The sequence below is a fragment of the Mesorhizobium sp. L103C119B0 genome (assembly GCF_000502235.1).
GTDB lineage: Bacteria > Pseudomonadota > Alphaproteobacteria > Rhizobiales > Rhizobiaceae > Mesorhizobium.
On sequence record NZ_AYXE01000003.1, the window covers coordinates 548,986 to 561,545 of the forward strand.

At 63.4% G+C, this 12,560-nt stretch carries 8 protein-coding genes and 2 pseudogenes; 7 read left to right on the forward strand and 3 right to left on the reverse strand.

Annotation, left to right across the window (positions count from 1 at the left end):
- Window positions 1–307: 307 nt before the first annotated feature.
- From X728_RS159160 to X728_RS159140, 5 genes are all read left to right on the forward strand, one after another.
- Window positions 308–1,918: an ABC transporter substrate-binding protein gene (locus tag X728_RS159160; protein ID WP_023830917.1), complete on the forward strand. Its 1,611-nt coding sequence runs from the start codon at window positions 308–310 to the stop codon at window positions 1,916–1,918.
- A 63-nt stretch (window positions 1,919–1,981) separates the two neighbouring features.
- Window positions 1,982–3,166, forward strand: a complete 1,185-nt coding sequence (locus X728_RS159155; protein ID WP_023670870.1) for an LLM class flavin-dependent oxidoreductase — start codon at window positions 1,982–1,984, stop codon at window positions 3,164–3,166.
- 9 nt (window positions 3,167–3,175) lie between these two features.
- Window positions 3,176–4,213 carry an ABC transporter substrate-binding protein gene (locus tag X728_RS159150; protein WP_023830918.1) on the forward strand — a complete coding sequence of 346 codons (1,038 nt, stop codon included), beginning with the start codon at window positions 3,176–3,178 and terminating at the stop codon, window positions 4,211–4,213.
- A 15-nt stretch (window positions 4,214–4,228) separates the two neighbouring features.
- Window positions 4,229–5,446 (forward strand): acyl-CoA dehydrogenase family protein, encoded by a 1,218-nt coding sequence (locus tag X728_RS159145; protein ID WP_023727399.1) that lies wholly within the window; start codon window positions 4,229–4,231, stop codon window positions 5,444–5,446.
- Between the two features lie 8 nt (window positions 5,447–5,454).
- Entirely contained in the window at window positions 5,455–6,717 is a 1,263-nt protein-coding gene (locus X728_RS159140; protein WP_023830919.1) for an NAD(P)/FAD-dependent oxidoreductase, read from the forward strand.
- Window positions 6,718–6,748: 31 nt separating this feature from the next.
- On the opposite strand, the pseudogene X728_RS01000000166420 reads toward X728_RS159140, so the two are convergent.
- Both X728_RS01000000166420 and X728_RS01000000166425 read right to left on the reverse strand, forming a co-directional pair.
- Window positions 6,749–7,805: pseudogene (locus tag X728_RS01000000166420) on the reverse strand (rhodanese-like domain-containing protein).
- Window positions 7,806–7,828: 23 nt separating this feature from the next.
- Window positions 7,829–9,187, reverse strand: a pseudogene (locus X728_RS01000000166425) (LLM class flavin-dependent oxidoreductase).
- A 186-nt stretch (window positions 9,188–9,373) separates the two neighbouring features.
- On the opposite strand from X728_RS01000000166425, the gene X728_RS1000000171405 reads away from it, so the two are divergent.
- Both X728_RS1000000171405 and X728_RS01000000166430 read left to right on the forward strand, forming a co-directional pair.
- Window positions 9,374–9,865, forward strand: a complete 492-nt coding sequence (locus X728_RS1000000171405; RefSeq protein ID WP_245266079.1) for an FAD/NAD(P)-binding protein — start codon at window positions 9,374–9,376, stop codon at window positions 9,863–9,865.
- Complete coding sequence (locus tag X728_RS01000000166430; RefSeq protein WP_245266080.1) at window positions 9,852–10,814, forward strand: hypothetical protein; 963 nt, start codon at window positions 9,852–9,854, stop codon at window positions 10,812–10,814. Before X728_RS1000000171405 ends, X728_RS01000000166430 begins: the two co-directional genes overlap by 14 nt.
- An 80-nt stretch (window positions 10,815–10,894) precedes the next feature.
- Here X728_RS01000000166430 and X728_RS159135 read toward each other — a convergent pair whose 3' ends face one another.
- Window positions 10,895–12,490 carry an ABC transporter substrate-binding protein gene (locus tag X728_RS159135; protein WP_023830923.1) on the reverse strand — a complete coding sequence of 532 codons (1,596 nt, stop codon included), beginning with the start codon at window positions 12,488–12,490 and terminating at the stop codon, window positions 10,895–10,897.
- Window positions 12,491–12,560: the final 70 nt, after the last annotated feature.

Here is a 12,560-nt window from a genome sequence, read left to right on the forward strand (position 1 = left end):
CGCTATCCCGGCTGTGGCTGACGATGCGGGTTTACTGTTTCCCGGAAGTTCCGTGCTTTTTAGTTGACAAGATTTATAGACGTTGTCAAACCTGATCTAAGAAATTTTGTTCTGCAAATGGCGAAACTGCAGAATAGAATTTTGTTTCATGCTACAAAAAAAGCCATTTGAAGTATGAAATCTTAAGTGCGGGAGCGCGGCGGCCAAATCTTTTCACAAACGGGCCGGCTCTTGGAACGATGGATTTTTCACCCGGCTGCCGACGACCGGCCGATTGATGCCGGCAGCAAAAAAGGACCAGGGCACCATGTCTCATTTCCTCACTCCGAACCGCCGCAGGTTCCTCGGCCTTTCGGCGACAGTGCTCGGAGCCACCCTGTTGCCCGCATCGCGCAATGCCTACGCAGCCGAGCCGAAACAGGGTGGGACGGCGACGCTGCTGCTCTCGGCCGAGCCGCCGGTGCTGACGACGATCGCCCACACCGCATTCAATTCGGTCTACGTCTCGGCAAAGACCACCGAGGGCCTGCTGACCTATGATTTCGATCTCACGCCGCGGCCATCGCTGGCCAGGCAGTGGTCGGTCAGCGACGATGGCCTGCAATACACATTCAAGCTGCGCGAAGGCGTGAAGTGGCATGACGGCCAGCCATTCACCGCTGCCGACGTCGCCTATTCGATCGCCACGATTAAGGAGGTTCATCCGCGCGGCCGCAACACCTTCCTCAACCTTGTCGATATCCAGACGCCGGATCCGCTGACCGTGACGCTGGTTCTGTCGAAGCCGGCACCTTACCTGATCACGGCGCTGGCCGCGGCCGAAACGCCGATCGTGCCGAAGCATCTTTATGACGGCAGCAAGGCCGCCGAGAATCCGGTCAACACGGCTCCGATCGGCACCGGCCCATTCGTCTTCAAGGAATGGGTCCGCGGCAGCCACATCGTCTACGAACGCAACCCCGGCTATTGGGATGCACCGCGCCCCTATCTCGACCGGCTGATCGTGCGTTTCATTCCGGACGCCTCGGGACGCGCACTGGCGCTCGAGACCGGCGAGATCGACCTGGCGCCGGCAACGCCGATCCCGTACAGCGATTTGCAGCGCTTCGAAACGCTGCCGCATATCGGCTTCGAGAAGCAGGGTTACCAGTATTCCAACGGCATCAGCCGGGTCGAGTTCAACCTGGAGAAACCCTATTTCCAGGATGTTCGCGTCCGCCGCGCCTTCGCCCATGTCATCGACCGCGACATCATCCGCGACACCATCAACTACGGCTATGGCGCGACCATTCCGGGCCCGATCAATCCCAATCTGAAGAAGTGGTTCGTCGCCGACCTGAAGACCTATCCGGTCGACATTGCTGCCGCCGAGAAACTGCTCGACGAAGCAGGCTTGCAACGCGGTGCCGACGGCACCCGCCTCAACCTTGTCCACGACTATGTCCCGAGCGGCGAGACCTACAAGCGCGGCGCCGACTACATCAAGCAGGCGCTGTCCGCGGTCGGGATCGCGGTCACCGTGCGCAGCCAGGATTTCGCCACCTACACCAAGCGCATCTACACCGACCGCGATTTCGACTTCACCTTCAACGGCATGAGCAATCTGTTCGACCCGACGGTCGGCGTGCAGCGCCTCTACTGGTCGAAGAATTTCAAGCCGGGCGTGCCGTTCTCGAATGGCTCGAAATACAGCAACCCCAAGGTCGATGAACTCCTTGAAGCGGCCGCTGTCGAGGTCGACCACGAAAAGCGCTTCGAGCAATGGGCCGCGATCCAGCAGATCCTGGTCGAGGACCTGCCCGACATCGGCATCGTCAGCCAGCCGGAAATCACCCTCTACAACAAGCGCATCGCCGACCACACGGTGGGCGCCGAGGGCAATGCCGGCTCCCTCGCAACAGCCCACATCGTCGCCTGATCCGCCAAACCCGTGCGCGGTCTTCACGCACGGGTTCCCTGCCTCCATCCGAGAAAGTTCGCCATGACGCTCGCCCATAAGCCTGGTTCCATCGTCGGCACGCCCTTCTTCAGGGCGCCCACCGATTATCCCGACAGCCCGCTGTCGAAAGCGCTTCAGCAGCCGGTGCTGCTCGGGCTGTTCCTGCCGATCCAGGCCGGTGGTTGGACCAACTCGACCCTGGAGCGTTCGACCGACTGGCGCTTCGACTACAATCGCGACCTGACGCTCAGGGCGGAAGAGCTTGGCTTCGACCTTGTCTTTGCCCTCAGCCAATGGCTGCCCAAGGGTGGTTATGGCGGTGTCTTCAACGGCCAGGCGCTTGACAGTTTCGTGTCCATCGCAGCCATGGCCGCGATCACCAAGAGGATCATGCTGATCTCGACCATGCATGTTCTCTACGGCCCGTGGCATCCGCTGCATCTGGCGAAATTCGGCGCTACTCTCGACCACATCTCCGGCGGCCGCTGGGGCATCAATGTGGTCACCGGCCATCGCGCCGTCGAACACGAGATGTTCGGCTGGAACCGCATCGAGCATGACCGCCGCTACGAACTCGCCGCCGAGTTTGTCGAAGTGCTGCAGCGGCTGTGGCAGGACGACGAGAATTTCTCCTTCTCCGGAGAATCGAGCTGGAAGCTCAACGGCGGCTTTGTCACGCCGAAGCCGAATTACGGCCGGCCGATCCTGGTCAACGCCACCGGCTCCGACGCCGGCATTTCCTTTGCCGGCCGTTACTCCGACATCGTCTTCGTCACCAGCCCGGCCGGCTCAGACATAGCCAGCGCGCTGGAGGCGCTGCCGGCGCATACCAAGAAGGTAAAGGACGCGGCCCTCGGTGTCGGCCGCACCGTGCGCACGCTGCTCAACCCGCTGGTCATCAGCCGTCCGACCGAGAAGGAAGCCTGGGCGGTCGCCGACCAGATCGTCGCCCATGCCGACAGCCGCACGCCGAAGGGCTTCCAGACCTTCAACAGCGACGCCCAGGCCTGGAAAGGTCGAGAAGGCCGTGACGATCCCTACGCCAAGGTCGGCGGCAACATCTATCTCATCGGCACGCCCGAGCAGATCGTCGACCAGTTCGTCAAGCTCAAGGACGCCGGCATCGACGGACTGCAACTGTCCTTCTTCGACTTCAAGCCGGATCTCGAATTCTTCGGCGAGAACATCCTGCCGCTGATGAAGCAGGCCGGCCTGCGCAACGTCTGAGGAGCAATCATGACCACGACTGCGATCTCCGAAATCTGGTACACACGCTGCCCGGTGCCGACGCCTGTCGGACTTGCGGCACAACTCGGGCTTCTCGACGAAACCTTCCGCAAGGAAGGGATCGAATTGAAGTCGATCATCGACTCGCCCAACCGCGATATCCGCCAAAGCCATTTCAACCACACGCTCGACTGGTCGTTCCGCCACGGCGGCAACGTGCCGCCGATCCGTGCCCGTTCCGAAGGGCGCAAGACGCGTCTCGTCGGCATCACCTGGACCGACGAGTTCCAGGCCATCATCGCCTTGCCCGGCTCCGGCATCAAAACGACCAGAGACCTGAAAGGCCGCCGGTTCGGTATCGCCCGGCGTCCGGAAGGCATTGTCGACTTCATGCGGGCGACGGCGCTGAAGGGCCTGGTATCGGCGCTGTCGCTCGAGGGCCTCAGCCATGCCGACGTCGAGATCGTCGACATCGCGCTGACCGACAGTGTGCTCGACAGCCAGGAAGGGCCATCGTTGTTCGGCCTCAAGCGCAAGCAGGCCTATGGCGAGGAGGCAGCAGCCCTGATCCGTGGCGAGGTCGACGCCATCTATGTCAAGGGCACGGCCGGCATCAATGTCGCCAATCTGATCGGCGCCATCCAGGTCGCCGAATTCGGCTTCCACCCGGAGCCCAATATCCGCATCAATTCCGGTTCGCCGCGCGTGCTGACCGTCGACGATTTGCTGGCCGAAGAACGCCCCGATCTGGTCGCTCGGCTGATCGAGACGATCCTGCGCGCCAGCGCCTGGGCCGAGGCGCATCCGGAAGAGACGCGGCGCTTCGTCGCTCGCGAATCCGGCGCCACCGAAGAGCAGGTGCTGGCCGCAAACGGCCCGGATGTCCACAAGCATCTCGGCCTTGGACTGCAGCCCGAACTCGTCGCGGCGGTTTCCCACTACAAGAATTTCCTGCGCGACTGGGGTTTTCTCGCCAGCGATTTCGATGTCGAGAAATGGGTCGATCGCCGGCCGCTCGATCTGGTGACCATTCGCGCCGCCGCCTGAGAGGAAGCCAGCTTCATGACCTCGACCATTCCCGAGTTTCCACAACTCCTCGACACGGCAGCCGGCCTTGCCAACGACTTCGCGCTGACCGCCGCGCATCACGACGCGACCGGGGATTTTCCGTTCGCCAATTTCGACCGGCTTCACCAGGCCGGGCTGCTTGGCCTGGTGACGGCGCGCGAGCATGGGGGCCTCGGTGGCGGGCTGATGGAAGCCCAGGCAGTGATCGCCGAGATCGGCCGTGGCGAGCCGTCGACGGCGCTGGTGCTGGCCATGCATTACAACAGCCAGTACGCGCTGCGGAAATCCGGCAAATGGCCGCGCCATCTGGTGCAGCGGATTGTCGAGGCCGGCCGCCTCGGCCCTGCTTTGATCAACGCCGCGCAGGCCGAGCCGGGGATCGGCTCGCCCGCTCATGGCAAGCCGCCCGAAACCATTGCCCGGCGCGACGGCAATGTCTGGCGGATATCCGGCCACAAGAATTACGTCACCGGCATTCCCATTCTGAAATGGGTGAACTTGCTGGCGCTGACCGACGAGCCGCAACCGCGCCTCGCCTCGTTCCTGGTGCCGACCAATGCGCCGGGATTGCGCGTCGAAAAGACATGGAATGCCGCCGGCATGCGGGCCACCGCCAGCGACGATGTCATCCTCGACAATGTCGTGGTGCCTGCCGAAGACATTACCGAGGCACAGCCGGCGTCTGAACCGCTGAGACGTGAAGAAGGGCCGACAGCGTTCTTCTTTTCGCTGATCGGCGCTGTCTACCATGGTGCGGCCCGCGCGGCCCGTGACCGGCTGGCCTCCTTCGTCACCACGCACGCGCCGGCGAGCCTCGGCGCGCCGCTATCGACGGTGCCGCACATCCAGGCGGGGCTGGGCGACATCGAGGTTCGGCTTGCGACCAGCACGCGGCTGCTGCGTTCGCTCGCCGAAGATGTCGATGCCGGCCGACCGGTCGGCACCGACGGCATGACGGTCAGGCATGTCGTCATCGACAATGCCGTTGCCGTCACCTCGCTGGCGCTGGAGCTTGCCGGCAATCCCGGCCTCAACAGAGACTTCCAGCTCGAGCGCCACCATCGCGATACGCTGACCGCGCGCTCGCATGCACCACAGAACCACATGATCCGCACGATCGCCGCCAAAGCGGCGCTCAGCCGCCACGCTGCCCCTCAGGTAGCCGAGCCGCCGGCTGTTGCTGTCAAACCCAGGCTCAAGGCGGTCGGGTGAGCGGCGTCATGGCATCCGAACATGTCGAAGTCGCCATCGTCGGTGGAGGCCCTGGCGGCCTGACACTGGCGCAGGGCCTGAAGAAGAACGGCATCGGCGTCGCCGTCTTCGAGAAGGATCGCGCCCGCACCGACTATGTCCAGGGTTTCCGCCTGCGCATCCGCCAGCGCGGCATCGATTCGCTGATCGCCAATCTGCCGCCGGAACTCTACGAAGCCTTTGTCGCCACGCTCGGCCAGGCGCCGGACCGCAACATCCTGCTCGACGAGAATTTCGAAACCTTGGGCGAGGATGCCTGGGGTGGCGGCAATGCGCAGGGCGAGATCGACGATACCCACATCGAAAAATCGGTGAGCCGCATCACGCTGCGCCAGGTGCTGCTGTCTGGCCTCGACGGCATCGTGCGCTACGGCAAGGTCTTTTCACGCTACGAAGAGCAGCCGGACGGCTCGGTAACGGCGCATTTCGAGGATGGCTCGGCAATTCACGCCGATGTGCTGGTTGGAGCCGACGGCGCCCGCTCGCGCGTGCGCCAGCAGTTGGTGCCGCATGCGCGAAGCTTCGACACCGGCGTCAGGCGCTTGGCCGGCAAGATGACGCTGCATGCCGCAGCCCTTCACCAGATCTCCCCGCTGCTGCTCGACTACAATGCCGGCATCGGGCCGTCGGAAGGTCACGGGCTGATGGTCACCAGCCATCGCGTCAATGTCGAGGCCTATCGTAGATATGGGCTGATCGGGCTGGACGACGACACCCACAAGGACGTTGCCGGTTTCCATTTCAACAACACCACCAGCTATGTCTGGTGGAACACCGCGTATGAAAAGGATGAGCTCGCCACGGACGATGCGCTGGCAAGGCTCTCCGGCGCCGAACTGCTCGACTTGCTGATCTCGAAGATCGGCCACTGGCACAAGGACATCCTCAACCTCATTCGCTACACCGACCCGTCGACGGTGGCGCTGTTGCATGTCCACAGCTCGGAGCCTGTCGATCCGTGGCCGACGAAACGGGTGACGCTGCTCGGGGACGCCATCCATGCCATGACCTATTTCCGTGCGCTCGGCGGCAACACCGCGATCTATGATGCCGGGCTGCTGGTGCCGGAACTGGTGGCCGCCAGACGCGGCGACAAACCACTCCTCGAAGCGTTGTCGGACTATGAGGCGAGGATGCTGGAACACGGCGCCAATGCGGTGCGGTCTTCGCTGACGGCGATGCAGAAGAATGTCCTCTCAGGCCGCCGCCGTCAAAAGGAAGCCGCCGAATAGCGGCCTCCAAAATCACTCGACAGTTCTTCCTCTACGCCGCGTCCAGGCTGGCCGACTGGAAGTCATGCAACAGGATGGCGATCTCGAAACCGCGGCGTTGCAGCCAGTGCGCCGTCGTCGCGGCGCGGACGCCGAGCAGGTCGTCGATGAGCACGACACGAGCGCCGCGCACGGCGATGGTTCGGTAGGCGACGCCGAGCAACTGCCCGCCCTCCGACGCGATCGAGCCCGGAATATGCGCTTCGGCGAACTCCTCCGGCGTGCGCACGTCGAGCAGGTAGGTCGTCCGCTTGTCGTCCTTCGCCATGCCGCCGCGGTCGCGGCATAAATGCGCGGAAAGCTGTCGCCTTCGGCAAGTCTTGCGATGTGTTCTCCGGCGAAGCGCTTCGCGTCCTCGCTGGCTGGACCATAAGCAGCAGTCCTGCCGATTTCGAGCGGCCCGCTTCGCGCCATGCCTTGGTGCCGTCGTGCAGATAAGCAACCTTGTTGGACACGCCGGCGTCGATCAGCGTCTGTGCGCCGATGATGGCGCGCGGCAAGCCGGCACAGGAGACGATCACCCGCGTGTCCGGCGACGGCCCCAGATCGGCGAAACGCAGCACCAGTTCGGCACCCGGCACGCTGATGGCGCCCGGCACATGGTCCTTGTCGAACTCCGCCACCGTCCGGGCTGTCGAGGACGATCACGTCGGCGCCCTGGCCCTTGAGTGCCACTAGTTCATCAACGGTGATGACCGGCGTTCCCTTCGCGTCTCGGATCGCCAGCGAAAAATCGACGCCCGGCGTGCCGAAGGTCGGCAAGCCTTCCAAACCGCCTTTCGTCCATTCCGGAATTCCACCGGCCAGTGCGAAAAGCTGGCTGCGACCATGCCCGGTCAACCGTTCGACAGTTGCTCGGCAACGCAGCTGCCGTCATCGGCCAGCACGGTGCGCACCGATTTGCGCGGGATGAAGCGGTCGATCTCCGCTTCGACGTGATCCGCCGGCAGATTGGTGGCAAACAGCGGCGACGCGTATCCGACTGCCGCTCTGTCCCGGATATCCAGCACCGCCAGTTCCTCGCCATCGGCCAGCCATTGGCGAAACATTTTCGAATCGATCGTGCTCGCGCTCACGAGGCCTTCCTCTTCTGATGTTCGGCAACGCCACGGACCGGACGCGCAAGGCCGAGATTCTCGCGCAGCGTGCTGCCTTCGTAAGCGGTGCGGAACAGGCCGCGCCGCTGCAACTCCGGGATGACGAGATCGACGAAATCGGTGAGGCCCGTCGGCAGGATCGGCGGCATGACGTTGAAGCCGTCCGCCGCACCGCCGGTGAACCACTCTTCCATCATGTCGGCGACATCTTTTGGCGTGCCGACGATCTGGAAATGGCCGCGCGCGCCGGCAATGGCGAGATATAATTGCCGGATCGTCAGGTTCCGGCTCGCGGCCAATTCGGAAACGACTTTCAGGCGGCTCTTCACCGCATCGGAACTGCCGAGTTCCGGCAACGGCCCGTCGAGCGGATGGCCGGAAAGATCGACGCCACCGAGCAGTCCGGAAACCAGCGCCACGCCGACCACCGGATCGACCAGCCGTTGGATCGCGTCGAACTTGTCTTCGGCTTCCGCGCGCGTCGGCGCAACGACCGGGAAGACGCCGGGCATGATCTTCAAGCTGTCGGCGGAGCGGCCGAACGACCCCAGCCGGCCCTTCAGCTCGCTGTAGAAACCGCGCGCCGAATCGATGGTCGGATGAGCGGTGAAGACCACCTCCGCCGTGCGCGCCGCCAAATGCTGGCCAGCATCGGACGAACCGGCCTGGACGATGACGGGGTGGCCCTGCGGCGGGCGGGCGACGTTGAGCGGGCCTTTGACGCGGAAATGCCGGCCGACATGGTCAGGCGCATGGATGCCATGCCGGTCGATGGTGATCCCCGAAACCTTGTCGGCGACGAAGGCATCGTCGTCCCAGCTGTCCCACAGCTTCTGCGCCACGGCGACGAACTCCTCGGCGCGGTCGTAGCGGTCGGCATGGACGGGATGCTGGTCGCGGCTGAAATTCGCCGCCGCCGGAGCGTCGGCCGAGGTGACGACGTTCCAGCCTGTCCTGCCGCCGCTCAGATGGTCGATCGAGGCAAACAGCCGCGCCAGGTGGAACGGCTCCCAATAGGTGGTCGAGGCGGTTGCCACCAGCCCAATCCTCCGCGTGATGGTCGAGAGCGCCTACAACAGCGTCAGCGGCTCGAAATGCACGACATGGCCGGTGCGTTCGAAAGTCTCGATCGGCTGCTCGCCATTGCGCGCGCTGAGGCTGTCGGCAAGAAACACCATGTCGAACAGGCCGCGCTCTGCGGTGCGCGCGGCGTCCGCGTAGTGCTGAAAACTCAGGCCCGGATTGGCCGGCACATCGGGATGGCGCCAGGCAGCGACATGATGGCCCGGTCCGCGGACGAAAGCGCCAAGCCTTATCTTTCGATCTTCAGTCATCAGCGGCTTTCAGGTTGATCGCAAAAGGGCGTTCCTATCTAGCGCCTGCCAAACCCACTGAGCGAAAGAATGCCTTTCGCCAGCTGGCAATTATTCTTTTTTGACATCGGGTTAAGGGAAAGCACGATGGCCGGCGCGGGAGCGATGGGCTAGAGCCACGCACCGTCGGTGTCGCAAAGGTCCTTGATGTTTCATACCCCTTCCTCCCCACCGCGTTCGACCCCTCGTTCAATCATCATCATTGGCGGCGGCTTTGCCGGCGCGGTTGCCGCGATCAAGCTGCTCGACCGTTCGACCGAACCGCTGGCAATCACCATCATCGAGCGACGGGCAGAGCTCGGCCGCGGCGTCGCCTACAGCACCGTCGATCCACAACACCTCGTCAACGGCGCGGCGCGCATCTTCTCGCTGCACCCGGACGACCCAGATCACCTCGTCCGCTGGCTCCTGGCGAATGGGCCCAAGCATGGCTGGACACCGCCCGCGGATGTGCCTGACTCCAGCCCGCCGCGCTGGCTGTTCGGCAGCTATGTCCAGTCGGAGTTGACCAGAGCCGTCAGAGAAGCAGATCCGCGTTCCTTGCTGCGCCACATCAAGGCATCCGCCGTCGACATCGCTGACCGGTCCGTCCGGAGTCTGCGTCGGCACCAGCGACGGCCAGCAATTGCTGGCCGATGAGGCCGTGCTGGCGACAGGTGTTTTTCAGAGCGAGCCGTCGGCCACCGAAGCAGCCATCGTCGGCGATCCCCGCTATGTCGCCAACCCCTGGAATCTGGCGGCGCTCGACCGGCTTGCCGGCAGCAGGCAATTGCTGCTGATCGGCTCGAGTCTCAGCATGGTCGACGTCGTCGCCAGCATGGAGGCGCGCGGCTTCAAGGGCAGCTATCGCGTCGTGTCGCGGCGCGGACAGATCGTCGAGCCTCGGCGCAATACCGAAGCGTGGCGCGATTTTCTTGCCGGGCGGCCGCTGCCGAAAACCACGAGGGCGCTTCTTGCCTTGGTAAAGGCCGAACGCCGGGCCATCGAGGCCGCCGGGCTGGACTGGCAAGGGCTGCCTTTGACGATCCGGCCGTGGATCCTGGCTCTGTGGCAAGGCGCCACCGACGAGGAGCGCCTGAAGTTCGCACGCCATCTGCGCGCTTTCTGGGACGTCACCGCGCATCGAGCGGCGCCGCCGAGCTTTGAGCGCGTCGCACTGGCGCAAAGCCAAGGCCGTTGGGCGGGCGGCGCCGGACGGGTGCTGGCACTGCATCCGCGAGCCGGCGGCATTGTCGCCGAGATCCGCTGGCGCGATAGCGGCGCGGTCGAACGGCTGCGTTTCGACGGTGTCGTCAACTGCCGGGGCCATCAGGAGCATGACTGGCGGCGGATCGCCGATCCGTTTGTCCAGAGCCTGCTGGAGAACGGCATCGTCAGGCCGCATGCGACCGGCTTCGGCATCGACGCCACGCATGACGGCCAGGTGATTTCCGGCAACGGCAGGACCCACGGCAATCTGTTTGCCATCGGCCATCCGCTGCGCGGCGTCGCCTGGGAATCGAGTTCCATCGGCGAACAGCTGGCGCAAGCCATGGCCCTTGCCGGCCTTCTGGTCGGCGCCAGCCCAAGGCTGCGTGCTCTGGCCTGACCGTTCTGCACCTCAGGACAATAGAAACGAAAAGGGCCGCGTCGAGACGCGGCCCCTTTTCTTGCTGATGTCCGCCGGGTTCAGGCGTTCGGATCGATATATGCGTCTGCGAAACTGGCCGACAGGCCTTCAGCACCCGGCGCGTAATTCTTGACGGTCTTGCGGGCAATGATGATGGTCGGCGGTGCGATCAGATTGATGATCGGCAACTCGTCGGCGATGATCTCCTGGAACCTGAAGAACAGCTGCTTGCGCTTGGCCTCGTCAAGCTCCACCGATGCGGCCTCCAGCAGCTGGTCGACCTCAGGGTTCTCGTAGTGCGCGCCGTTGGAGAATGGCAGTCCGATCTTGATGTTCTTCGACCAGTAGAGCCGTTGCGCGCCGGCGCTGGGGTCAAAGATGTTGCCGCAGGATTCCGTCGACAGGTCCCAGGTGCGATCGGTGTAGATGGTTTTGACATAGGTGCCGAAGTCGAACTTCTGGATCTCGGCGTCGATGCCGATCTTGGCTAGCGCCTGTTTGAGGAAGTCAGCATAGCCCCATGGGTTGTAGGGGTTGTTGGTGAGCCTGAGCTTGAAGCGGATACCGTCCGCGTCGCGCTTGAAACCGGCCTCGTCGAGCAGTTTTTCCGACAGCGCCGTATCGACGGTCGCCGCCTTCACATCGGGATCGAAATACTTCTTGTTGACGACGCTGATCGGTGTCGGCGACACTTGGCCATAGCCGTAGAACACGATGGCATTGATCGCATCAAGATCGATGGCATGCGCGATTGCCTGACGGACCTTCTTCTCCTTCAGGATCGGGTTTTCCAGGTTGATGATCAGCTGGTGCAGCGGGCCGCTATAGGCAAAGACGGTGCTATCGACGACGAATTGCGGCAGCGCCTTGAACCGCTCCAGATCGGCAAACGCCACCGGGTTCGGGCCGATGTCGACTTCACCCGTCTCGAGTGCCGCGGCGCGCGCGCCGGGATCGGTGATGAAGCGGAAGATGATCCGGTCGAGATAGGGTTTTGGCGCATCCCAATAGGTCGGGTTCTTCTCGACGATGATGTGGCTGCCCTTGACCCATTCCTTGAGCACGAACGGTCCGCTGCCGATGATCTGCTCAAAGGACGGATCGTCCGCCGGCTTCAGCTTCTCGTAGATGTGCTTGGGCACGACAGGCGACTCCGTCGCGGCCAGCCCCGAGATCAGCGCGGCGGACGGCTTAGACAGTTTGATCTTCACCACATGCGGATCCGACGTGTCGATGTCGGTGACGTTCTGGAAGGTGATGCGTCCACGCGGATGCGCTTCACGCAGTCGCGAGATCGAAAAGGCCACGTCTTGCGATGTCAAATCATGGCCGTCGCTGAATTTCACCCCCGGCCGCAGCTTGAAGACATATTCGAGCCCGTCATCGCTGATCGACCATTCGGTGGCCAGTTGCGGCCTTGGATTGAGGTCGTAGTCGTAGGCGAGCAGGCCGTCGAAAATCTTCGGCCCGATGGTGGCCGGTCCACCGGCGCTGGTGTTGATGGAAACGATCTGGTTGGGCTCGGGATAGTAGACGAAATTGAGCGTGCCGCCCGCCACCGGCTTGGCGTCTTCGGCAAAGGCCCCGGCAGGAAGGGCGGTACTCGCGCCGGCCAGCAGCAGGAACTGATTGAACAGGCGTCGGTTGATGGTCATGGTCGGTACTCCGCGTTTGCGCGATTTGTCTTTATGGGGAAAAGTCGGGATCGGTGGTTTCACGCACCGA